Genomic DNA, 23,064 nt, shown 5'->3' on the forward strand with positions numbered 1-23,064 from the left:
TTTAACAATCGTATCGCAGGGTATTTCAGTGACGACAAAAGTGGATAGATAGATGGGCGTGCTTGAGGTTGATGCCGTCCGGGCCTTCGTGATGATCGCCGATCTTCAGAGCTTTACCCGCGCTGCCGAGGCTCTTGGCTCTACGCAGGGTGCGGTCAGCGTGAGACTGAAGCGGCTCGAAGATCGCCTCGGCACGAAGCTGATCGAACGCACTCCAAGGCAGGTGCGTCTTTCTGCGCAGGGCGAAACCTTTCTGCCGCCCGCCCGGGAATTCCTTGCAGCTCATGAACGCGCGCTTGCGGCCCTCGCGGTGGAAAGACGCCGCTTCCGGCTGGGCATTGCGGCTCACGTCATGGGGCCGGAGGTTCCGACCTTGCTGGCAAAGCTCAAGTCGCTTGATCCCTGTTTGGCGGTCGAGGTGCTGGTCGATAATTCGCGCGCACTATTGGATGCCTATGAGGACGGAACGCTGGATGCGGTGATCGTGCGCAGCGACGACGACCGGCGTGACGGCGAAGTACTCGGCCCGGAGCATTTCGGCTGGTTCGCGTCATCGGATTTCGAGCATCACGCCGGCGAGCCGTTGCGGATCGCAAGCCATCATTCGTGCTGCACGGTTCGGGAAGTGGCGACACGGTTACTCGATGCTGCTTCGATTCCGTGGAGTGAAGTATTTGTCGGAGGCACCCCGGCCGTGACAGCGGCATTGTCGGCAGGTCTTGCGGTTGCCGCGTTCCCTTGCCGGTTGGCGACCTCCGACATGATCGAGGTGAGTCAAATGCTTGACCTGCCAGCCATTCCCTCATTGTCCATTATTTTGCATTCGTCCCTGACCGACCCCAAAACGCGAGACACGCTTCGCGCCATCACGGCGGCGTTCCGCGAACACCGCAGAAACAGCAACAAGCAAATCAGCCTCGTCCCGGCATAACTTCCGGCCTCGCCGCCGTTCCAGACCGATAAACCTCGCTGCCGCACCAACTGCCACGACACCGATCCGTCCTGTACGATGCCGCTGACTTCGCGGCCGGACAGCGCTATCGGCGGCCCAGCCGGCATGAGCCCGTAGACCCCAAAATTCCAGTTTTAACGGGGCTAGAAATGGGGGCAGGTTCAAGGCAGGGCCAGATCGAACTTGAAACCGGATCAGGGGGGCAACGTCAGCGCCGCTCCCGACCGGGCGTCTCATCCGCTTCTGGTTTGATGGACGCTCAACAGGTCGCGCGCCAGCGTGGTCAGCGCGCCATCCGGCCGGGTCAGCTCCTGAAGGATGGTGAAGTGATTGGCGCCTGGGACGGGCGCGGCCTGGCGGAGGTAGCCGGCCTCCGCGCGGGTCTCGGCAAACATACGGGATTGTCGTTGCAGTTCGGGCAGCTCATGTAACCCCCAGGCCAGCGCCAGCGGCGGAAAGCGTCTGGAGGGATGGCGGCGGAGGGGACTGAGATGGGTGATGTCCTCAGGCGAAAGCCGGAGCGCGTCGTTGAGATAGCAGGCGGCTATGGGCGCCAGGTCATAAATTCCGGAAATCGCCAGCGCGGCGTCCACCTCCGTCATATCCAGACAGGACGCCGTCAGATGGCCTCCCGCTGACCAGCCGGATATCGCCAGCCGGTTGCGGGCGACGCCACGCGCTGGTCCCTGGCTGCGCAGCCAGCGGATCGCGGCGCGGATTTCACCGACGATCTGCGACAGGGTGGCTTCCGGCGCCAGCGTGTAGCCGGGCAGGGCCACGTCGACGCCGTGAGCCAGAAGCCCCTCGGCCATGCAGGAGAACATCTCCTTGCTGTTCCGCTGCCAGTAGCCGCCGTGGATGAAGACGAACAGCGGCGCATCGGTCTGGCCGGAGCGGAAAATGTCGATGCGATTACGGGCGCCGGGACCATAGGGAAGGTCGAGCAGTTCCGGCTGTCTCGCCCTCAGCGCCGCGCTTCGGGCCGTCCACTGCGCCAACCAGGCGGCGCTGTCCGCCACCGCTGCCGAATTGTTGTAGGCGGCGTCCAGCTCCGCCCTTCCCCAGTTGCGCCAGGGGTCTACCTGTGGCGGCGGGGCGTCCAGGGTCGCTGCATCGGTCATGAGGGCTCCTGCGATGGCCGATATGCGGCCATTCAAATCATGCGAAGCGGCTGCCGCTCCGCATGAAGGCATTCCGGAGATGTTTGCTGGATCACGCCGCCTTGCGGGCGTGGTGGCTGTGCAGGCGCTGGTTCAGGTCGCTGCGAATGGCGTTGAAGGTGGGCGAGGACACGTCGCGGGGGCGCGGCAGATCCAGCAGCAGCTCGCTGTCGATGCGTCCTGGCCCCGGCGACATGGCCACAACCCGGTCGGACAGGAACACCGCCTCTTCAATGGAGTGGGTGACGAACAGCACGGTCAGGCTGGTGCTGGCCCACAGCTCCAGCAGTTCGTCCTGCAGGCGGTCGCGGGTCATGGCGTCAAGGGCACCGAACGGTTCGTCCATCAGCACCACTTCCGCGTCGTTGGCCAGCACGCGGGCGATGGCGACCCGCTGCTTCATGCCGCCGGAGAGCTGGTGCGGGTAGGCGTCGGCGAACTTGCCGAGGCCGACCATGTCGACATAACGGCTGACCGTGTCCTGGATTTCGGCCTTCGGCCGGCCACGGGCGGCGAGGCCGAAGCCAATATTGCCGCGCACGGACAGCCACGGGAACAGGCCATAATCCTGAAACACCATGCCGCGCGACGGGTCCGGGCCATTGATCGGCTTGCCCCACATCAGCGCCTCGCCGGAGGTTGGCTGCTCGAAGCCGGCGGCGATGCGCAGCAGGGTGGACTTGCCGCAGCCCGAGGCGCCGATGAGGCAGATGAATTCGCCCTTGCGCACGGTGAGGTTGGCGCCGGCAAGCGCCTGGATGCGCTGCCCCGAGAAGTCGAAATTCTTGCTGACATTGCGCATCTCGAGGATCGGAATGGTTGGCTCAGACATGGTTCGGACTCCAGGACAGCAGACGACGGCCGAGCAGCATGACGAGACGGTCGGAGATGAAGCCGAGCGCGCCGATGGCGATCATGCCGGCGATGACGATCTCCGTGCGCGACAGCTGGCGGGCTTCCATGATGATGGCGCCGAGCCCGGTCTGGACGCCGGTCATCTCGCCGATGACAATCACCACCCAGGCGAAGCCGAGGCCAAGACGCAGGCCGGTGAAGATGGCTGGCAGCGAAGCTGGCAAGACCACGCGGCTGAACTGCGCCGGGCCCTTGCAGCCAAGCATGCTCGCCGCCTCGAACAGCCGCGTCTCGACGGCGCGCACGCCGAACACGGTGTTGATGAGGATGGGATAGAAGGCGCCGAGGAACACCAGGAAGAAAGCCGATCGCGGGCCGATGCCGAACAGGATCATCGCCAGCGGCAGCCAGGCGGTCACCGGGATCGGTCGCAGCAGTTGCAGGGTCGGGTCCAGCATCTGCCGCACGAATGGCACGCGACCAATCAACAGGCCGAGCGGCAGCGCCACGAGCACGGCGAGGCCGAAGCCGCCGAGCACCCGCCCCACCGACGCCAGCACATGGGTCAGCAGGGTCTGGCTGAAGGCGTCGTCGTTGATCCCGCCGAATGCGAGGTCCCAGAAGGCGCGGGCGACTTCCGCCGGTGGCGGCACCAGACTGTAGGTCGCGCCGGCGGTGGCGAAGTGCCAGGCGGTCAGAATGGCGGCGGGGAAGGCCAGGGCGAGGGCGACCTGGCCGGCCCGGCCGCCCAGCTCCCGCAGCCGGGCGGCGGAGACGCGGCCACGACTGCGCGTTGCGGGCGGCGCCCCTTGCATGACGATGCTCATGCGCGTCCTCCAATCTGGTCAACAGCGGCGGTCTGAAAGAAGGCGGCGAAATCCGGCAGCCGGCGAATCTGCTTCAGGTCGAGCATGCGCTGGGCGTAGGTTTCGCCGCGCTTGCGATCCTCGGGCGTGAAGTCCCACACCAGATCGACATTGGGCACTGAGCGGGCGATGGCCTCGGGCTTCTGGCCCAGCTTCGCCACGGCCATGGCGGCCATGCGATCGCGGTTGGCCATGGCGAATTCGCAGGCCTTGCGATGCACCTCCAGCAGCACCTTCACCTGGTCAGGCCGCGCCGCCAGCGTGTCCTTGTGGGCGGCGGTGATCATGTTCAGCGGGCCCAGCGGCGTGCCATAGGGATACTCGACGATCTTGCCGACGCCGGTGGCGAGGCTGACGCCGGGGCCCGGTTCGGCGCCCACATAGGCGTCGACGTCGCCGCGGGCGAGCGCCGCGTGCATTTCGGAGAACGAGATACGCACCGGTATGATGTCCTTCACCGACATGCCTTCCTGGGAGAGGCGCTCGAGAATGAACATCTCCTGGGTGGAGCCCGGCCAGATGGCGACGCGCCTGCCCTTCAGGTCCTTGATGGAATTGATGTCGCTGTTCTTGCCGGCGACGACGCCAACGCCCTTGTTGCAGGCGCCGGCGATCAGCGCCACCGGTTCGCCGGCCGAGGCGCCAAGCAGGCCGGCGGCGATGCCGAACATGCCGAAATCCACGGACTTCGTGACCACGGCGTTCTTGCCCTCCGTCGGGCTTTCGAACGGCACGACGTCGATGCGGTAACCGGCGGGGGTAAACTGCTCGTAGAAATACGGCGCGATGGAGTGGATGAGCTTGAGCGCGCCCATGCGGATGACGACCGGCTTGCCGGACTGGGCGCGGGCGCCGCCGATGACGGCGGGGGCGGCGAGAGCGGCCACGGCGCCCATCAGGAACTGTCTGCGCTGGATCATGATGCGGGCTCCTTTGCCTGGATTCAGGCGGGTTTCGGGTCTGGCGCCGGTCAGGCTGCCTGGGCGGCGGTCAAAAAGGCGCGCCAGCCGCCAAAAACGGTGATGTCGCGGGCGCCCGCGACGGCGTGGGGTTCGCAGAGAAAGCCTTTCACGACGGAGCCGTCCTCCAGTTCCACCGAGCCGACGCCCAGCGGCGCCGGTATCCCAGCAACAAATGTGCCAAAGGCTTCCGGTGTGAGACGCCAGAGTTCGAGGGCGACGCCGCCGTCGCCGCCGTCGCGCAGCAGGCCGGGCTTGGGGGGCGTGGTTCCCGCAAGTGCATAAAGGCTGTAGCCGGCGCCTGTTTTTGCGGCGCCCAGAAATTCGGCGTTGCGATCGGTCAATTGCCAGTTGAGCGGCTCGCCGCGCAGATGGGCGCCGACGACCGCCAGCGTGACGCCGTCGCGCGGCGATGCGGCCACTGGCGCTGTCGCCGCCAGCGCCGTGCGCGTCGCCCCGAGAGAGGCGGCCGGCGTGGCGCGGTGCAGCAGATCGCCGATGACGGCAAGCCTGCCGTCGCTGAAGGCGGGTCCGACCAGGGTGACGCCGGTGGGAAGCCCGGCGTAGGTCAGGTCTGACGGAACGGCCAGGGCGGCCAGATCCATCAGGTTGACGAAGTTGGTGAACAGGCCCAGCCGGGCGTTGCGACCGATGGGGTCGGCCAGCATGGCGTCGATGGACGGGTGTTCCGGCGCCGTCGGCGTCAACACGATGTCGACGGCGTCCCAGATCGCTTCGGCCTGGCGGGCCAGCGCGGCCAGCCGATACTGCCCCTGGAAGGCGTCGACGGCGGACCAGTTCTTGCCCTGGGCGATGACGCCGCCCACCGCAGGATGAACCCTGTCCGGGTTCTCGCCCAGGAAATCACCGACCGCCGCCAGCCGTTCGGCGATCCATGGGCCATCGTAGAGCAGGGCGGCCGCCTGGCGCATGGGCGTCCAGTCGATGGCCACCGCCGTTCCGCCGATGGCTTCCAGCCGGGAGATGGAGCGGAGGTAGGCCGCCTGGACGACAGCGTCGCACAAGGCCAGGGTCGCCGCGTCCAGCACGCCGAAGCGGAAGGGAGCCACGGCCGGCGTCGCCAGGGCGTCTGCCGGGGCGCGGCGCGAATACGGGTCGGCGGCGTCGAAGCCGGCGGCGATGCGGGTGACCAGCAGGGCGTCGGCGACAGTGGCCGCGAACACGGAGACACAGTCGAGGCTGCGGCAAGCTGGCGTCACGCCGATGGCGCTGATCAGACCCCTGGTCGGCTTCAACCCGACCACATTGTTGAAGGCGGCGGGAACCCGGCCCGAGCCGGCCGTGTCAGTGCCGAGGGCGAACGGTGCGAGGCCGGTGGCGACGGCGATGGCCGAGCCGGAGCTGGATCCGCCGGAGACCAGCGTTGGGTCGAGGGCCGACGCCGGAACGCCATAAGGGGAGCGGGCGCCGCTCAGCCCGGTGGCGAACTGGTCGAGGTTGGTCTTGCCGACGGGAATGGCCCCAGCCGCGACAAGGCGGTCAACGGCGGTCGCGGAGGTCGTCGGCGTAAAGGCGAACGCCGGGCAGGCGGCCGTCGTTGGCAGGCCCGCGACGTCGATATTGTCCTTCACCGCGAAGGGCGCGCCATACAGCGGCAGATCCTCGCCGGCCTCCAGCCGGCGGCTCGCCGCGGCCAGCGTCGCTTCGATCATCGCGAGCGGCATAACGGAAATCCAGGCGTGCGAACCGGTTGCGGCGCTGATGGCGGCGTGCGTCGCCCGCAGATCGGCCATTGGATCGCGACCTGCCCGGTAGGCGGCGACCCGGGACGACAGATCGGCGAACGGCAGGTTGGCGAGCGACAGGTCGTTCAGGTCGGCGGGCATGGGAAACTCCGGCGTGATGTGATCGCCGGAGCAGGTTGAGCCCCTGGTGTGTTGCAGTCTATTGCTCGTTTTCGAACGATGTGTTTCCTAAATCGCAACACCATATGGTCTGATGCTGGAAACGTGTTGGCGCCTCACAGGAAGCAGGGACGATGAAACACCTCAGAACCTTCGCGTGCATCCTGGACGTGGCCCTGAGCGGCTCGATCCGCAAAAGCGCTGAACGGCTGGCGCTGACGCCTTCGGCCCTGACCCGCAAGATCCAGGATTTCGAGCAGGAAATGGGCGTGACCCTGTTCGAGCGCCTGCCCCAGGGCATGCGTCTCAATCCGGCGGGCGAACTTGTGGTGCGTCATATTCGCGACCAGCTTTCGGACTTCGAACGCATCCGTTCGCAGATCGCCGACCTGTCGGGCGAGCGGCGCGGCCACGTATCGGTGGCCTGCAGCCAGGCCTTCGCCCACGAATTCCTGCCAGCGCAGATCGCGGCCTATCGCGCGGCGCACCCGCTGGTTTCGTTCAATCTGATGGTGCGCGACCACGCACATGTGGTTTCGGCGCTGACGGCGTTCGAAGCCGATCTGGCTGTCGTGCTGCAGCCGCCGCCGGCGCCGGAATTCATGCCGCTGCTGGTGCTGGAGCAGCCGGTTTGCGCCATCGTCGCGGCTGACCATCCATTGGCTGCAACGGAGGGGCCGGTGCGGTTGCGCGACTGCCTGCGCTGGCCAGTGATCATGCCCGACCGCAGCCTCGCCATCCGGCATCTTCTGGATGCGGCGCGGGTGCGCGTTTCATTGCCGGCGCAGGTAGCGCTGGAAACTGGCTCGTTCGAAGTGATGCGCAGTTACGCCATTCGCGAGCATGTGGTGACGTTCCAGATACGCGCCGGCGTGCCCCATGAGAACGAACGTCTGGTCGCCCGGGAAATCGACGCGCGCGACATGGCGCCGGCGCAGACCGTCGTCGGACAGTTGCGCGGACGCACCCTTCCGGTCGCCGCAGCCCGGTTTACGGAACAGGTCGTGCGGGCGCTGGTTGGCTGAGGGGGCGGTTGGGCGTCACCGATCAACGCGGCGCAAGGAGCCGCCCCTGGCTCATCAATCGGAGTGCGCCCGTCCCGGCGACGCCAGACGGCGGCGGATTGTCCCGTCGTTGAGCGGGTTTGAGCGATATCATCTGGAGCCACGATTCATCGAGCGGGCATCCTTGCGGCATCATCTGCAGGTGCGCTGGCAATGCAATCGTTGCCGCGGAATTTGATCGCGCCCTGGCGTTGGGGCCAGATCAGACCGGTTTCGGCAATTGCTGCAGTTTTGGAACGCGCGACAGGCCAATCACGGTCAGTTGCAGGCCGAAGCAGACGGTCGCCGCCAGGAGGCAGGCTGTTACGCCGGATCTGGCCGCAACAGTGGCGCCAATCGCCGCGCCCAGGGGGCGGGCGCCGAATGTTGCGGTCATGATAAAGGCGGAGACGCGCCCCAACATCGCTTGCGGGGTAACGGCCTGCCTGAGCGTCATCGTGGCGATCGCCCAAAGGGTTGGCCCGGCGCCAAACAGAAAAAAACCCACGCATGCAAGCCAGAGCGATGGGGTCCATGCCGTCAGCAACATCAGAACGGCGGCGCAAAAGCCGTTGACCGGGCCAATAATGATCATGGTTCCGAATGATATCCGGTCTGATAGAGCCGGCGCGATCAGGGCCCCCGCGATCATGCCGGCGCCATGGACTGCGAGCGTCAGGCCGACTTCGGCGGCGCTCAAGCCGAGGTTCTGGACGGCGTAAGCCACATAGATCGCCTGGAGTATGAACCAGCCGGTATTGAAAAACACCGCGGTGATCAGGATCGGCCGCAGGAGGTCATGACGGGAGATGAATTGCGCGCCCTCAGCCAGATCGTGGATGAGGCTGCGCGGCGGCGCCGGACCGCGCCTTTCCCGGGGAAGTCCGGACAGAAGGCGGATCGCCAGCAGCGACAGCACCGTCGCCAGCACATGCGCGGCCGAAGCGCCCAGCCAGCTCACCAGCAGGCCGCCAAGCGCCGGGCCCGCCATGCTGGCGGCGCTGCGGGCCAACTCAAGCCAGCGGTTGGCCATGGCAAGCTGGCTGCGTGGCGTCAGGGCTGGCAACAGCGCCGGCGTGGCGACGCTGTAGCAGACCGTGCCGACGGCGCCGGCAAATCCCAGGGTCGCGAGCAGCGGCAGATCAAGGCCGCCGCAGGCCAGCAACGCTGCAATCACGGCGAGCGAAGCGGCGCGCAGCGCTTCGGCGCCAATCATCAGCAGACGCCGTGAAGCCCGATCAACGATGAGGCCCGCGGGGATCGACAGCAGCAGGAACGGCAACGTCTGGGCCATCTGAAGCCACGCCGTCTCCGATGGTCGGGCGGACAGAACCAGTACGGCGGCCAGGGGCGCGGCGGCCTGGCCGATCTGCTCGGAAAGCTGCGCGAACAGATTTGACCAGCCGATGCGCCGGACCGCGGCGGGAAGCGGAGAGCTGGAACGGATCAAGGGAAAGCCTCACGAAAACGGTGCGTGCGGCAGCTCATCCCGACCTGGGGCCTGGCGCTATCCGTTTTCTGCTTTCAAAGATCGCTTGGCCGGGATGCGAGCAGGTTTCGGTGTTCCTGGGCGACAACCTCGCCGATCTGGGCGAAGCGTCCAGCGAGCGGATTGGTCTTGCGCCAGACCATTCCGATGGTGCGCGACGGGCGCGGCAGCGCCAGCCGGACAGCGTTGACATCGACGGAGGCGGTTTCCGGGGCGACCGCCATTTCCGGAATCAGGGTGACGCCGATGCCGGCGCCTACCATGCGCACCAGCGTGGAGAGCGAACTGCCTTCCATCAGATCCTTCGGCGCGCCGGGGGCCATGTTGCAGAATGCAAGCGCCTGATCCCGGAAGCAGTGGCCTTCCTCCAGCAGCAGCAGGCGCATTTCCCGCAGCGTGTCCGGGCATGGCGGCGGCTTCATTCTGTCGGCGGACGGCCGGACGAGGACGAACTCTTCCTCAAACAGCGGCAATTCCTGCAGCACCGGCTCCAGAACCGGCAGGGCGACGATGGCGACGTCCAGCCTGCCATTTGTCAGGTCCTCGATCAGCTTCTGGGTCACGGCCTCGCGTGGCCGGAGGTCCACTGCCGGAAACAGCTCGCCAAGCCGCCGGATGACCGCCGGCAGCAGGTAGGGCGCCACCGTGGGAATCATGCCAATGCGCAGGTCGCCCGCCAGCGACTGGCTGGACGCGCGGGCGAGATCCGCCAGTTCGTCCACAGCGCGCAGGATGTCATGGGCGCGGCTGGCGAAGGCCTCGCCCAGGCTGGTGAGGCGGATCTGGCGGTGGTCGCGCTCCACCAGCGGGGCGTCGAGCAGGTCTTCCAGATCCTTGATCTGCAATGAGAGCGCCGGCTGGCTGATGGCGCAGGCGTCGGCGGCGCGGCCGAAATGACGATGTTGGGCGAGGGCGGCGAAATAGCGGAGATGCCGGATCGAAATCATTTGAAAAATTTATCGATGCAATTTGAAAATTCAAGTTCTCATTATGATCACATTTGCCTAGAACCATTCAAGGCAGTCGTCGCCAGCGGGTCCGGTCGACCGGACATGACGTAGCGGCAACGCAGCAGGTTCTGAAGAGGAATGGTCATGGATGGCATTGAAGCGAAAAAGGCCGGGAAATGTCCGGTCATGCATGGCGGACTGACCGTGACCGGCGCCTCGGTCACCAGCTGGTGGCCGAATGCGCTGAACCTGGACATTCTCCACCAGCATGACGTCAAGACGAACCCGATGGGCAAGGACTTCAACTACCGCGAGGAGTTGAAGAAGCTTGACGTCGCGGCGCTGAAGAACGACATCCGCGCGCTGATGACCGACAGCCAGGACTGGTGGCCGGCTGACTGGGGCAACTATGTCGGCACCATTGTGCGCATGACGTGGCATGCCGCCGGCACCTACCGCATCGCCGACGGTCGCGGCGGCGCCGGCACCGGCAACCAGCGGTTCGCGCCGCTGAACTCCTGGCCGGATAACGCCAACACCGACAAGCCGCGTCGTCTGCTGTGGCCGATCAAGAAGAAATACGGCAACAGGATCAGCTGGGCTGACCTGATCGCGCTCGCCGGCACCATCGCCTATGAGAGCGCTGGCCTGAAGACCTATGGCTTCGCTTTCGGCCGCGAGGATATCTGGCACCCCGAGAAGGACATCTACTGGGGCGACGAGAAGCAGTGGCTGGCGCCGAGCGACAGCCGCTACGGCGATCTGGCCGACGCCAAAACGCTGGCCAATCCGCTGGCCGCCGTGCAGATGGGCCTCATCTACGTGAACCCGGAAGGCGTCAACGGTCAGCCGGATCCGCAGAAGACCGCCAACATGATGCGGGAAACCTTTGCCCGCATGGCGATGAACGATGAGGAAACCGTCGCGCTGACCGCCGGCGGCCACACGGTCGGCAAGGGCCACGGCAATGGCGACGCGGGACTTCTGAGCCCGGCGCCGGAAGGCGGCGCCATTGAAGATCAGGGCCTTGGCTGGCTGAACCGCAGCCGCCGCGGCGTTGGCCGCGACGCGGTCGTCAGCGGCATCGAAGGCGCCTGGACCACCAATCCGACGGTGTGGGACAACGGCTTCTTCGAGATGCTGTTCAAGCACGAGTGGACGCTGACCCGCAGCCCGGCTGGCGCCAACCAGTGGGAGCCGATCACCATCGCCGACGCGGACAAGCCGGCGGACGTTGAAGATCCCTCCATCCGCGTCATGCCAATGATGACCGACGCGGATATGGCGCTGAAGGTCGACCCGATCTATCGCGAGATCTCGCTGCGTTTCATGAACGACTTTGAGGCGTTCACGGATGCGTTCGCCCGGGCATGGTTCAAGCTCACCCACCGTGATCTGGGGCCGCGTTCGCGTTATTTCGGACCGGACGTCCCGGCCGAGGAACTGATCTGGCAGGATCCCGTGCCGGCTGGCCGGGCGGACTATGACGTCGTCGCCGTCAAGGCCAGGATCATGAACAGCGGGCTTTCGACCGCCGACATGGTCGCCACGGCCTGGGACAGCGCCCGCACCTTCCGTGGATCGGACAAGCGCGGCGGCGCCAATGGCGCGCGCATTCGTCTGGCGCCGCAGAAGGACTGGGCGGGCAACGAGCCGGAGCGTCTGGCGCGGGTGCTGGCGGTGCTGGAGCCGATCGCGGCCGAAACCGGCGCCAGCATCGCGGACGTTATCGTGCTGGCGGGCAACGTCGGGGTCGAACAGGCTGCGAAGGCCGCGGGTTTTGACGTCGCCGTTCCGTTCACGCCAGGTCGCGGCGACGCCACGGCGGCGCAGACTGACGTTGCGTCCTTCGCCGTGCTGGAGCCGCTCGCCGATGGCTTCCGTAACTGGCAGAAGGAAGACTACGCCGTTACGCCGGAAGAGATGCTGCTCGACCGCGCCCAGCTTCTGGGCCTGACGGCGGCGGACATGACGGTGCTGATCGGCGGCCTGCGCGTGCTCGGCGCCAACCATGGCGGCGCGAAGGAGGGCGTGTTCACCGATCGGGTCGGCGCGCTGACCAATGACTTCTTCGTCAATCTGACCGACATGGCTTACAACTGGGTTCCGACCGGAACCAACCGGTACGACATTCGCGACCGCAAGAGCGGCGCGGTGAAGTGGACGGCGAGCCGCGTCGATCTGGTCTTCGGCTCGAACTCGGTGCTGCGCGCCTACGCCGAAGTCTACGCCCAGGACGACAACGCGAGGAAGTTCGTCGACGACTTCGTCGCGGCCTGGGGCAAGGTCATGGACGCCGACCGTTTCGACGTCGCCTGATCCGCGGCCTGTTGCCTGAATGGGCCCGCCGGTATCTCCGGCGGGCTTTTTTTATGCGTGACGGCCTGTCAGGTCCGTGGTTCTGGCGCAGCCCCCCATTGCCGACAGCCCTGACGGGGTTTTGCCGGAAATGCGCGGAGCAGTGCAATGCGCGTTCTCTGGGGGGCGTCCGTGAAGCGTCCTATTTGCGTTCGAGAAAACTGTCGATCATCCCGCCCGCGAGCTGGCCGGCGAGCACCCTGTCGTCGTCGGTAAACCGGCTCCGATCGAGAATGGAGAGCGAAATCGCCGACTGGTTCGACAGGGCGCTGAGGGATGACAGCAACATGAGGGCCGCAGCCTTGTCCCTGTCCGTCGTGGCGTCGCGACCGGATGCGATGGCGAGCAGATCCGCCACCAGCAGCACGCCAGGTCGCCACAGCTCCTTCATCAGATACGCATAGGCGGGGCCGCGGTCGCTCAATTCCCGCAACACGAAATGGCTCCGGTATTTCTCGTCCGCCTCGTGCGTGAACGCCTCGATCAGGCCTTCCATGATCTGGCTCAGAATGTCCCGTGCGTCCGCTGCGGCGAGCGCGCCGGATCTGACGGAGGCGCGTCCGGAGACGACCACCGGCAACATGCGATCCCGGTAACGGCCGAGAATGACCTGGGCGCAGGCGTGATGAAGTCCTTCCTTGTTGCCGAAGTGATAGGCGATCACCGGCAGGGTCACGCTGGCTTCCGCCGCGATCTCGCGCGTTGTGGCGCCAGAAAAACCCTGCTGCGCAAAACATTTCATCGCCGCTTCCAGAATGCGGAGCCGCGTTTCATTCGGGGCCGGGCGTCTGGCGGGCGCCGCCGCCCCGGTTCCGCGCCGCTGGCGTTGGGCGGCCTGGCGATCTGCAGTCATTGGCTTTCCATATGGCAGCGCTTGCGCCGGGTGGCTTCTCTTCATATAGTCTGTATATCAATTGATAAGATCAATCAAAAAAGAGACGTATTTGCAATATGTTGTCGCATATTGATGCGCTTTCTTTTTGCGTCTGGATTCGTCAGGGGAACCGGCGTGACGCTCTTTTGGCGCCCCAGGCGGCAGAAAAGTGGAACGCGTTCTGGAATTGGTTTAAGCCAGTGGCGCTCTGGCGCTGCTTCCATCGGTGATGCGACCTCTGGCGACAGACCGGAAAAATGAAAAATCAGGGATTGGGAGGACCGGCAATGAACTTTCTGCGCACCGCCACGGCTGCGGCGGCCATACTCATGTTTGCGGCCAGCGCCGCGCAGGCTGAAAAGAAGTACGATACGGGCGCCAGCGACACCGAGATCAGGCTCGGCAACACTGTGCCCTACAGCGGGCCGCTCTCCGCCCATGGCATCCAGGGGCGCGTTGAGCAGGCCTATTTCCGCATGCTGAACGAGGAGCAGGGCGGCATCAATGGTCGCAAGGTGCGGCTGATTTCACTGGACGACGCCTTTTCGCCGCCGAAGACGGTTGAGCAGACCCGCAAGCTGGTGGAGCAGGACGAAGTGCTGGCGACGTTCGCCAGCGTCGGCACCGCGGCGCAGACGTCGGTGCAGCGTTATCTGAACCAGAAAAAAATCCCGCAGCTGATGGTCAGCACCGGCGCGTCGAAGTTCAACCAGCCGAAGGCTTTCCCATGGACCACGCCGAGCAGCATCAGCTACGTCGATGAGGCGGTCATCTATGGCAAGTACCTGGCGAAAGAAAAGCCAAATTCAAAGATCGTCGTGCTGTATCTGAACGATGATTTTGGCAAGGACTACCTGGCTGGCATCAAACGTGGTCTTGGCGACAAGGCCGACAAGATGATCGTCAAGGAGCTGACCTACGAACTGGCTGACCCGACGATCGACAGCCAGATCCTCGCCGCCCGCGACACCGGCGCGGATGTGTTCTTCAACGTGACGCTTGGCAAGGCGACCTCGCAATCGCTCAAGAAGCTTGCCGAGATCAACTGGAAGCCGATGCACTTCATCTGCAGCCCGTCCGCCGGCCGGGTCTATCTGAACGCCGCCGGGCTGGAGAACGTCCAGGGCCTGCTCACGGCCAGCGCCATGAAGCAGATATCCAGCCCCAACTGGGCGAATGATCCGGACGTCAAGACCTATCTGGCGTTCATGAAGAAGTATCTGCCAAATGAAGACATCTCCAATGAGATTGGCTTCAGCATGTACATGCTGTCGCATGTCATGGCCCATGTCCTGCGCGAGGCGGGCGATAATCTGACTCGCGAGAACATCATGAAAATCGCCACCAACCTGAAGGATGTCAAAGTCCCCGGGCTGCGGCCAGGCGTGAAATACGCCAACAACCCGGAAAACTTCGCGCCCATCCGTGAGATGCAGCTGATGCGCTTCGAGAAGGATGACTGGGTTCCGGTGGGCGAAGTCATCAGCGCGCGTTAATCTGATGCTCCGGACACCATCGCTGTCCGGAGCATTCCCCGGCCGCCTTTCCAGGCCATTTGTTGAGAAGATCCATGCAGAACATCAAGCTTCACGACGAACTGACGACGCTGGCGGACATCCCCCGGGTGCATGCGCAGGAACGCGGCGACGCGATCGCGACCGAATTTGAGGGGCGGCTCACGACCCATGCGGAGCGCAACCGGCATATCAACCAGATCGCCAACGCCCTGATCGCCGCCGGCCTGAAGCCGGGCGACCGCATCGCGCATGTCGGCAAGAACTCGGACCTCTACTTCGAGCTGGTTTTCGCCTGCATGAAGGCGGGCGTCGTCATTGTTCCCGTCGTCTGGCGTCTGGCCCCGCCAGAGGTGTCCTACATCGTGCAGGACTCTGGCGCGAAGCTGCTGTTCATCGGCCCCGAATTCATCGAACTCGGCCGCCAGGTCGCCGCCGAATGCCCCGGTCTGCAAGGCGTCATCGCCATGGAAGGCGGCGAGCCGGCGTGGCCTGACCTGACGCAATGGCGCGATGCCCGGCCGGATACGGATCCACGCCGCGAATGCGCCCTCGGCGAGCCCTTCCTGCAGCTCTACACCTCCGGCACCACCGGACGTCCGAAGGGCGCGCTGCTCACTCACAACAACTTCCTCGGCATGCGGCGGTTGCAGGATGAGGCTGAAGACGAGTGGATGCACTGGTATGAGGACGATATCGGCCTCGTCGCCATGCCCAACGGCCACATCGGCGGCACCGGCTTCGGCATCTGGGTGATGTATTACGGCGTGAAGGCGATCATCACGCGCGAGTTCGATCCGATGCAGGTGCTGGATCTGATCGACAAGGACGGGGTCAACAAGTTCTTCATGGTGCCGGCCGCGCTGCAGTTCGTCGTGCGCCAGCCCCGGGCCCGGGAGATCGACTACTCCCGCCTGCGCAGCATCTCCTACGGCGCCAGTCCGATGCCGCATGCACTGCTGATGGAGTGCATGGAGGTGTTCAAGTGCGGGTTCATCCAGGCGTACGGTCTGACGGAAACCACCGGCACGGTGACCGTGCTGCCGCCGGAAGATCACACCATGGAAGAGACGCCGCGCATGCGCTCCGCCGGCAAGCCGCTGCCGGGCGTCGAGATCGCCATTCTCGACGACAACGGCGCGCCGTTGCCGGCGGGTGAAATCGGCGAGATCGCCATCAGGTCGCCGTCCAACATGGTCGGCTATTATAACCTGCCGGACGCCACGGCGGCGGCCATGACCGCGGACGGCTGGTTCAAGTCCGGCGACGCCGGCTACATGGACGAAGACGGCTATCTCTATGTCCACGACCGGATGAAGGACATGATCATCTCGGGCGGAGAGAATATCTATCCGGCCGAGGTCGAGAACGCCATCAGCAGCCACCCGGCGGTGGCCGAGGCGGCGGTGATCGGCATCCCGTCGCAGAAGTGGGGCGAGGAAGTGAAGGCCATCGTCGCCTTGCGACCGGGGAAGGAGGCGACCGAGGAGGAGCTGATCAGCTTCGTCCGCACCCGCATCGCCGCGTTCAAGGCGCCGAAGTCAGTCGACTTCATTGATCTGCTGCCGCGCAACGCCTCGGGCAAGATCCTGCGCCGCACCCTGCGCGAGCCCTTCTGGGCGGGCTATTCACGCCAGGTGAACTGAACGTCTGAACAAAGGTCACGGATCGGACGCCGGCGCGGGTTTCGCGCCGGCGTTTGCTTTTTGCGTGGGGTCGGAGAGCGGTTTACCACGTCGTCGTGACGCATCATGGGGCGCTGTGGGCCAGCGCAGTCTGGCGTGTCGATCTGGCGCCGGATTGCGAAACGGCAAATTCGGGCCGTCGTGTCTTTTGAAATGAGCGAAATTTGATGATTTATCCACAGCTAAGATAAAAAATTTGCATTTTCATTGGAATAACTCCAATTAAAGCAAAGAAAAAATGCATAAAGATTCAACGTCCTGGTAAAAATCTAAATTTAGAATAGATATACATACATTTTATTCTAAAAGATAAGCGTTGTTCCTGCTGCGGACTCCCGTTTTAAGGCTGCCGGTATTACGGAAACTGGCAGGGGACGTCAGGTGACGCAGATTTATGGGGCGGCAGGCTACCTGTCGCGGGGCGCGAGCGTGGCGGCGCTGATGGCCGCTTTCATGGCGCCGGCGATCGCACAGGAATCAGGGAGCCGGCCGGCCGGCGGCGCGGCCGCGAGCGCGGCTCCCGCCGCGCAGCCGCAAAAACCCCGGCAGGGACAGGCGGCGGCCTCAGACCAGGCGCCCCCGGCAGCGGAAGCGCCCGCTGGCGGCGAGATCCAGCTCGACATGATCTCGGTCACCGCCACGCGCCAGCCGACGCAGTTGCTGGACATTCCCGGCACGGTCAACGTCATCAGCCGCGAGACCATTGACCAGCACCAGATCAACAACAATCAGGAACTGGTGCGTTACCAGCCCGGCGTCACGGTTGACCGCCAGACAACCGGAACTGATCCCTGGGGCAATCTGGGCGGCTTCACCATTCGCGGCGTGGGCGGCAATCGCGTGCAGATGCAGGTCGACGGTTCGCGCATTCAGGAACGCATCACCGACGGCAACCGCAGCTTCACCGACATGCCGACGCTGAAGGCGGTGGAGATCGTGCGTGGGCCTGGCTCGGTGCTGTGGGGCGCGGACGCGCTGGGCGGCATCGTTGCCTTCCGCACGCTCGATCCTGACGACCTGCTGATCAACAAGGGCAAGCCATGGGCCGGCCGAGTCGAGGCGTCGTTCGACAGCTTCGACAATTCCTTCAGCAAGACGGCAATGTTCGCGGCCCAGTTCAATCCGCAATGGCAGGGAATCGTCGTCGTCAACCAGAAGACCTACAATGAGGGCAAGCTGGGCAGGGCCCGCGCTGATGGCGGGCTCTGGGGGTGTCCGCGCGTGGCTGAGGCCATCCGCTGCAACGAACTCAACCCGCTGGACGGAACCACCTGGAACATGCTGTCCAAGCTGGTGTTCCGTCCAACGGCTGACCACGAGTTCAAGCTGACCGGCGAGATGTTCTCGTCGGACAACACCGTATTCCAGATGTATGACTATGGTCTGCAGACCAATCGATCATATAACGGCGAGTACAACCGCAACCAGGAGCAGACCCGCTATCGCGTCGCCTTCAGCCATGACTGGAAGGTGAACGCGCCGTTTCTCGACAATGTGCGCTGGAATGTCTCATATTCGCCGCAGAAGCGGGCGCTTGACAGCTGGCGTCACCAGATCAATACCTCGCGTCAATACGTCATCACCAATGATATTCTGGATTATCAGGAAGATTTCCTGCAGGCTGACGTCCAGCTTTCTTCCCATTTCGACCTGCTGGGCGCGCGCCACAACCTGACCTACGGCTTCCAGGGGGACACCACCACCACGGATTATTTCCGTCAGAGCACGGTCTACAATCGCACGCGCAACACCACGGCCGTGACGCGCGCTGGTGGCTTCAACTTCGCCAATTCCGACACCTGGCGCGCCGATCTCTACATCCAGGACGAGATCAGGATGTTCGGCGACCGGCTGATCGTCACCCCTGGCGTGCGTTGGGCCAACTACAATATCAACCCGCGTCCGGACAGCGATTATGTGGTGGCTGCTGGTCGTGAGCCGCGTGAGCTGAACTCGAGCAAGGTCATTCCGCAGGTCGGAGCCATCTTCAAGCTGACGGATGTCTTCTCGATTTACGGCCGTTACGCTGAAGGCTTCAAGATGCCAACAGCCCAGCAACTGTACTCATCATTGCCATCCACCACCACCCTGATCATTCCCAATCCCGATCTGAAGCCGGAGAGCGTGCGTTCCTACGAGGCGGGCCTGCGCGGCAAGTTCGGGAAGGGCTGGTTCTCGATTGGCGTGTTCAAGGCCGACTACACCGACTTCATCCAGAGTTTCTACCAAATATTCCCCAATACATACACTTATCGCAATCTGAGCTCCGTGAAAATCTGGGGCGTGGAAGCGTCGGCCGAGTACATGTTCAACGAGAACTGGGCGGTCAGCGCGGCCATGTCATACCAGCACGGCAAGCAGCAATATGAAGCTGGCGACCGCTATGTGCCCTTCGACGGAGCCAGCCCTCTCAATGGCACGATCGGCGTCAAGTGGATGAAGCCGGAATGGGGACTGGAAACGGAATTCCGCAGCACCTTCGCCAGGGGTGTGAGCCGGGTCAGCGATCAGAGCCTCTACAAGCCCGGCGGCTACGCGGTGTTCGACGCCTACGCCAACTGGAAGATCAACGAGACCTTCACCCTGCGGGCCGCCGTCCTGAACATCTTTGACACCCGGTACTTCAAGGGGCCGTTCCCCAACACCTATGCGATCACGCCGCTCACCTCAGTCGCCATCGCCAACCCGCTGGAACTGCAGACCGCGCCGGGCCGCACCTTCCGTATCAGCGCCGTCGCCAACTTCTGACCGACGCCAGGCTGAGGCGGGGCGCTTGTCCCCCCGACAGACGCTCCCGCCGCCGGCGTCGCCGCATCGGGCCGGTCAACCCCCGGGCCGGCCTGGCGACGCCGGCGCCCCCGTTTTCTGAAAACCTCCAGGGGCGCGGACGCCATGCTCCGCGCCGCGCACAGTTTGCGGACATGCTCACATGACAGCCACTTCTGAACGCACCTTCCTCAACGAAACCGCCTTTGACGTGCTGCGCCGCGTGCCGGCGATTCCACGGGTGATGCAGGTTTTCCGCTTCGGCGGCGCTACCCATGAGCGCATCGGTCGCCTCGAAACCGTCGTCAGGGACGGCGACGACATCGTCTGCGGCGGCGCCTGCCATGACGCCCGCGTTCGCGCCAGCGCGATTGCTTCCATCGTCGCAGACCGCTCCGGAAAGATGAAGGATATGGAATTGCCGCGCATCGAATTTCGCGATGCGGCCGATGGCGTGATCTTCAGCATTATCGTCATGGACGGCGGTCTGAAGAGCTTCAACGCCGCGCTTGCGGGCCTTTCGGAAACCGGGGCGCCGGCCGCTGCCCCCAGGGAAATGCCGGAGAAGAAGGACCTGGATGAGAACGACCCAGGTCTCCTGCCTTTCGTCCGGGCTGTAGAGGCGGCGACGCCAGTCACCATCGCCGTGCAGGGCCCGGGCTTCGCTCAGGCATGGAGCGGCGTCGCGGAAAGCGTCAGGCCGGGCATGGGCTTTATCAATGTCATGCGCCCCGATTTCCATCTGCACCTGAAGGGCGGGGCCGTCGCGGACTGGCGGCGCGAAGGCGGCGACGGCGAGGCGATCTGGACGGCCCTTGACGCGCACGGCGCGCCGACCGGCCTGACCGTGCGCGGCGTCCCCGGCCTTTGAGGCCTGCATGACCCGGGGCGATTGCCGCGAGGCGGACGCACCAGACCGACGCTTTTCCCAAACCACGGCCGGGCGGGGTCGATGTTCGCCCCGTGGCCGCCAGTTCGCTCCATTGCACAGGATGTCGCCATGACCAGCCAGGCCGCTTCCCAATCCCGCGTCGCCCATGCGCCCGCCACCTGGATCTCCCCCGACACAGGCGCCCAGATCCCACAGGACGCCGTGCTGCGGGCGATGGCCAGCAAAAGCGTCGTCCTGCTGGGCGAAACGCACGACATCGCGGAAATTCATCGCTGGCAGGCGCATATGTGCGCTTTCCTGCACACCTTGCGCCCCCATATGGCGGTGGGGTTTGAGATGTTTCCGCGCCGGCTGCAGCCGGTGCTGGACGCGTGGGTCGCCGGCGGACTGACCACCGCGGATTTTCTCGTCGCCAGCGAATGGGACGTGGTTTGGGGCTTTCCGCCCGGGATCTATCTGCCGCTATTCCATTTCTGCCGGCAGCAGAAAGTGCGCATGCTGGCGCTGAACTGCCATCGCCCGCTGGTCACGCGCGTCGGCGTGGAGGGGTGGGACGCGATCCCAGAGGCGGAGCGCGATGGTCTGACCCCCGCCGCGCCGGCGACGGCGGAATATCGTCGTTATCTGTGGGGCCTGGGCGTTCGCCGCTCCGCCGTCACCGGGCCGGACGACCCGGCCTTCGCGCGCTTCTGGCGCGCCCAGCAGTGTTGGGACCGGGCCTTCGCCTGCAACATCGCCAACGCCCTTGTGGCCGACCCCGGTCTGCTGATCATTGGCGTCATCGGTCGTGGCCATCTGGAGTTTGGCCACGGAACGCCCTTCCAGCTGAGGGATCTTGGCGTCGACAGCATCGGCGTGCTGCTGCCTGGTGGGGCAGACGGGATTGAGCTGGAGAAAACCCGGGGCATGGCCGACGCCCTGTTCCGGCTCGATCCGCCAGAGCCGCCGGCGCAACGCAAGCCCCGATCCGCTGCGGCGAGCGGGCAGGCCGCATCATGAAAGCCCTCGCCAGCTGCATCTGGGGACTGTTTCGCCTGTGCATGTCAGGGCCGGGGGGCAAGGCGGGTCTGGTCTGCTTCGGCGGCGTGCTGGCGCTGAACCTCGCCGGCGTCTACGTCAACGTGCGTCTGATCGCGTGGTACGCCGCATTCTACAATGCCTTGCAGAAGATGGACGCATCGGCGGCCCTCACCCAGATCGGCGTGTTTCTCATCCTGATCGCGCTGGCCTCAGCTCTGGCGCTGCTTGCCATCTGGGTGCGCAAGATCGGGATCATGCACTGGCGGGGCGCCCTGACCAGCGCGATGCTGGACGCCTGGCTCAACTCGCGCGCCCACTGGCGCCTGGCCCACGGCGGCCAACCGGACAACCACATCGACAACCCCGACCAGCGCATTGCCGAGGATTGCGAGATTTTCGTGCGCAGGCTGCTGAGCGAGGCGCTCGACGTCATCACCATGGTGGTCGGCCTGTTCACCTATTTCAGCGTGCTGTGGTCGTTGTCGACCTTCTCGCTGCCGCTTGGCTTCATCGGTCTCGACGTCGAAATCCCGCGTTACATGGTGTGGGCGGCGCCCATCTATGTGCTGCTGTCCAGCCTTGTCACCCATGTGCTGGGCGCGCGCTTGATGAAGCTCAACATGGAGCAGCAGCATCGTGAGGCCGATTTTCGCTATGCGCTCAGCCGGTTGCGTGAAGCCAGCAGCGCCGTCAGCCTGCAGGCGGGCGAACCGGCCGAGCGGCGGATTCTCGACCAGCGCTTCAGCCGCATCGTCGATAACTGGCGCTATCTGATCCGGCGCGAGTTCATCGTCGGCTGTTTCATCCGCCCCTACATGATGTCGACGATGCGCCTGCCGCTGTTTCTGGCGGCGCCAGCCTATTTCGCCGGCAACGTGGCCCTCGGCGGGCTGATGCAGCTCAATGTCGCCTTCCAGCAGGTCACCCAGACCATGTCATGGTTCATCTTCTCCTATCATGACCTGGCTGAATTCGTCTCGGCGGCGCGCCGTCTGAACGGCTTTCGCGTTCGCGTTGGCGAGGCGGCGGGGGCGTCGTCCGGCATCGCCTTGACCCACGGCGACGTCGACCAGCTGGAGACGCGCGGCCTGAGCCTGACCTCGCCCCACGGCGGCGTCATCGCGCGCATCCCCGACTTTACGATCTCGCGCGGCGAGACGGTGTGGCTGCGCGGCGCTTCTGGCCGCGGCAAGTCCACCCTGTTCAAGGCGCTGGCCGGCATGTGGCGCTATGGCGAGGGTAAGGTCGTCTGTCCTTCTGGCCGTGCGATGTTCCTGCCCCAGCATCCCTATCTGCCGCTCGGGGACCTGCACCAGGCAGCGGTCTATCCAGCCAGCCTGCTGGCGGAAGGCGAGCTGCCTAAGCCAGGCGAACGGGCGTTCACCGTCGCTCAGGCAGAGGCTTTATTGCAGGCCGTTGGCCTTGGTGGCCGCGCCGCGACCTGGGCGCCGGCTGCGGCGGAAACCGGTTGCGCCCGTGGTCACTGCATCGCGCACGCCGGTCCGCAGGGACTTTCCGGGGGGGAGCAGCAGCGGCTGATGCTGGCGCGCGTGCTGGCGGCGGCGGCGGACTGGGTGTTTCTTGATGAAGCGACCAGCGCGCTTGACCAGCAGGCCGAACGCGAGCTGTTCCAGTTGCTGCGACAGCGGCTTCCAGGCGCGACCCTGGTCATCGTCACCCATCGGCCGCCGCCCTTGCCTGGCCCCGTGCGAACCATCGACCTGACCTGGCCGGAGCCGGAGGAGGCGGGGCAAGTCGCCGTGTTCCGCGTCGCCACGGCGTAAGGCGCGAACGCGCGGCCACTGCGATGGAACGC

17 protein-coding genes are annotated in these 23,064 nt (G+C 64.9%); 9 read left to right on the top strand and 8 right to left on the bottom strand.

Going from position 1 to position 23,064, the window contains the following annotated elements; genetic code table 11:
- The first annotated feature begins 52 nt into the window (after positions 1–52).
- Positions 53–931, top strand: a complete 879-nt coding sequence (locus IE243_RS11100) for a LysR family transcriptional regulator (RefSeq protein ID WP_191319457.1) — start codon at positions 53–55, stop codon at positions 929–931.
- 254 nt (positions 932–1,185) lie between these two features.
- Here IE243_RS11100 and IE243_RS11105 read toward each other — a convergent pair whose 3' ends face one another.
- From IE243_RS11105 to atzF, 5 genes are all read right to left on the bottom strand, one after another.
- A complete protein-coding gene (locus tag IE243_RS11105) occupies positions 1,186–2,073 on the bottom strand; it encodes an alpha/beta hydrolase (protein WP_191319458.1) in 888 nt (295 codons plus the stop codon).
- 91 nt (positions 2,074–2,164) lie between these two features.
- Positions 2,165–2,944, bottom strand: a complete 780-nt coding sequence (locus IE243_RS11110; protein WP_191319459.1) for an ABC transporter ATP-binding protein — start codon at positions 2,942–2,944, stop codon at positions 2,165–2,167.
- On the bottom strand, positions 2,937–3,794 hold the full coding sequence (locus IE243_RS11115) for an ABC transporter permease (RefSeq protein WP_191319460.1): 858 nt from the start codon (positions 3,792–3,794) through the stop codon (positions 2,937–2,939). The genes IE243_RS11110 and IE243_RS11115 overlap by 8 nt, the downstream gene beginning before the upstream one ends.
- Complete coding sequence (locus IE243_RS11120) at positions 3,791–4,753, bottom strand: ABC transporter substrate-binding protein (RefSeq protein WP_191319461.1); 963 nt, start codon at positions 4,751–4,753, stop codon at positions 3,791–3,793. Before IE243_RS11120 ends, IE243_RS11115 begins: the two co-directional genes overlap by 4 nt.
- 50 nt (positions 4,754–4,803) lie before the next feature.
- Complete coding sequence (gene atzF, locus IE243_RS11125; protein ID WP_191319462.1) at positions 4,804–6,639, bottom strand: allophanate hydrolase; 1,836 nt, start codon at positions 6,637–6,639, stop codon at positions 4,804–4,806.
- Between the two features lie 152 nt (positions 6,640–6,791).
- Between atzF and IE243_RS11130 the strand changes: the two genes are divergently transcribed.
- The gene (locus IE243_RS11130; RefSeq protein WP_191319463.1) at positions 6,792–7,682 is read left to right on the top strand and encodes a LysR family transcriptional regulator; all 891 of its coding nucleotides are present in this window, start codon (positions 6,792–6,794) and stop codon (positions 7,680–7,682) included.
- A gap of 241 nt (positions 7,683–7,923) precedes the next feature.
- Here the strand turns inward: IE243_RS11130 and IE243_RS11135 are convergent, their stop codons facing one another.
- Positions 7,924–9,150 carry an MFS transporter gene (locus IE243_RS11135; RefSeq protein ID WP_191319464.1) on the bottom strand — a complete coding sequence of 409 codons (1,227 nt, stop codon included), beginning with the start codon at positions 9,148–9,150 and terminating at the stop codon, positions 7,924–7,926.
- A gap of 74 nt (positions 9,151–9,224) precedes the next feature.
- Positions 9,225–10,136, bottom strand: coding sequence for a LysR substrate-binding domain-containing protein (locus IE243_RS11140; RefSeq protein WP_191319465.1), 912 nt, complete (start codon positions 10,134–10,136; stop codon positions 9,225–9,227).
- A 147-nt stretch (positions 10,137–10,283) separates the two neighbouring features.
- On the opposite strand from IE243_RS11140, the gene katG reads away from it, so the two are divergent.
- On the top strand, positions 10,284–12,458 hold the full coding sequence (gene katG, locus IE243_RS11145) for a catalase/peroxidase HPI (protein WP_191319466.1): 2,175 nt from the start codon (positions 10,284–10,286) through the stop codon (positions 12,456–12,458).
- A gap of 181 nt (positions 12,459–12,639) precedes the next feature.
- Here the strand turns inward: katG and IE243_RS11150 are convergent, their stop codons facing one another.
- A complete protein-coding gene (locus IE243_RS11150; protein ID WP_308432037.1) occupies positions 12,640–13,395 on the bottom strand; it encodes a TetR/AcrR family transcriptional regulator in 756 nt (251 codons plus the stop codon).
- Positions 13,396–13,658: 263 nt separating this feature from the next.
- Between IE243_RS11150 and IE243_RS11155 the strand changes: the two genes are divergently transcribed.
- From IE243_RS11155 to IE243_RS11180, 6 genes are all read left to right on the top strand, one after another.
- Positions 13,659–14,867 carry an ABC transporter substrate-binding protein gene (locus IE243_RS11155; RefSeq protein WP_191319468.1) on the top strand — a complete coding sequence of 403 codons (1,209 nt, stop codon included), beginning with the start codon at positions 13,659–13,661 and terminating at the stop codon, positions 14,865–14,867.
- A 74-nt stretch (positions 14,868–14,941) separates the two neighbouring features.
- Positions 14,942–16,531, top strand: a complete 1,590-nt coding sequence (locus IE243_RS11160; protein WP_191319469.1) for a fatty acid--CoA ligase — start codon at positions 14,942–14,944, stop codon at positions 16,529–16,531.
- Positions 16,532–16,951: 420 nt separating this feature from the next.
- Positions 16,952–19,318, top strand: a complete 2,367-nt coding sequence (locus IE243_RS11165; RefSeq protein WP_191319470.1) for a TonB-dependent hemoglobin/transferrin/lactoferrin family receptor — start codon at positions 16,952–16,954, stop codon at positions 19,316–19,318.
- Positions 19,319–19,499: 181 nt separating this feature from the next.
- Complete coding sequence (locus IE243_RS11170) at positions 19,500–20,207, top strand: hypothetical protein (RefSeq protein WP_191319471.1); 708 nt, start codon at positions 19,500–19,502, stop codon at positions 20,205–20,207.
- Positions 20,208–20,336: 129 nt separating this feature from the next.
- Positions 20,337–21,227 (top strand): ChaN family lipoprotein, encoded by an 891-nt coding sequence (locus tag IE243_RS11175; RefSeq protein WP_191319472.1) that lies wholly within the window; start codon positions 20,337–20,339, stop codon positions 21,225–21,227.
- On the top strand, positions 21,224–23,032 hold the full coding sequence (locus IE243_RS11180; RefSeq protein ID WP_191319473.1) for an ABC transporter ATP-binding protein/permease: 1,809 nt from the start codon (positions 21,224–21,226) through the stop codon (positions 23,030–23,032). The genes IE243_RS11175 and IE243_RS11180 overlap by 4 nt, the downstream gene beginning before the upstream one ends.
- The last annotated feature ends 32 nt before the right edge of the window (positions 23,033–23,064 follow it).

The organism is Camelimonas fluminis (assembly GCF_014656355.1).
Taxonomy (GTDB): Bacteria; Pseudomonadota; Alphaproteobacteria; order Rhizobiales; family Beijerinckiaceae; genus Camelimonas; species Camelimonas fluminis.

What these genes read in the sequence shown, in the direction of transcription:
- IE243_RS11100 (WP_191319457.1), top strand. Translation starts at nt 53, where the DNA reads ATGGGCGTGCTTGAGGTTGATGCCGTCCGGGCCTTCGTGATGATCGCC.
- IE243_RS11105 (WP_191319458.1), bottom strand. Translation starts at nt 2,073, where the DNA reads ATGACCGATGCAGCGACCCTGGACGCCCCGCCGCCACAGGTAGACCCC.
- IE243_RS11110 (WP_191319459.1), bottom strand. Translation starts at nt 2,944, where the DNA reads ATGTCTGAGCCAACCATTCCGATCCTCGAGATGCGCAATGTCAGCAAG.
- IE243_RS11115 (WP_191319460.1), bottom strand. Translation starts at nt 3,794, where the DNA reads ATGAGCATCGTCATGCAAGGGGCGCCGCCCGCAACGCGCAGTCGTGGC.
- IE243_RS11120 (WP_191319461.1), bottom strand. Translation starts at nt 4,753, where the DNA reads ATGATCCAGCGCAGACAGTTCCTGATGGGCGCCGTGGCCGCTCTCGCC.
- atzF (WP_191319462.1), bottom strand. Translation starts at nt 6,639, where the DNA reads ATGCCCGCCGACCTGAACGACCTGTCGCTCGCCAACCTGCCGTTCGCC.
- IE243_RS11130 (WP_191319463.1), top strand. Translation starts at nt 6,792, where the DNA reads ATGAAACACCTCAGAACCTTCGCGTGCATCCTGGACGTGGCCCTGAGC.
- IE243_RS11140 (WP_191319465.1), bottom strand. Translation starts at nt 10,136, where the DNA reads ATGATTTCGATCCGGCATCTCCGCTATTTCGCCGCCCTCGCCCAACAT.
- katG (WP_191319466.1), top strand. Translation starts at nt 10,284, where the DNA reads ATGGATGGCATTGAAGCGAAAAAGGCCGGGAAATGTCCGGTCATGCAT.
- IE243_RS11150 (WP_308432037.1), bottom strand. Translation starts at nt 13,395, where the DNA reads ATGAAGAGAAGCCACCCGGCGCAAGCGCTGCCATATGGAAAGCCAATG.
- IE243_RS11155 (WP_191319468.1), top strand. Translation starts at nt 13,659, where the DNA reads ATGAACTTTCTGCGCACCGCCACGGCTGCGGCGGCCATACTCATGTTT.
- IE243_RS11160 (WP_191319469.1), top strand. Translation starts at nt 14,942, where the DNA reads ATGCAGAACATCAAGCTTCACGACGAACTGACGACGCTGGCGGACATC.
- IE243_RS11170 (WP_191319471.1), top strand. Translation starts at nt 19,500, where the DNA reads ATGACAGCCACTTCTGAACGCACCTTCCTCAACGAAACCGCCTTTGAC.
- IE243_RS11175 (WP_191319472.1), top strand. Translation starts at nt 20,337, where the DNA reads ATGACCAGCCAGGCCGCTTCCCAATCCCGCGTCGCCCATGCGCCCGCC.
- IE243_RS11180 (WP_191319473.1), top strand. Translation starts at nt 21,224, where the DNA reads ATGAAAGCCCTCGCCAGCTGCATCTGGGGACTGTTTCGCCTGTGCATG.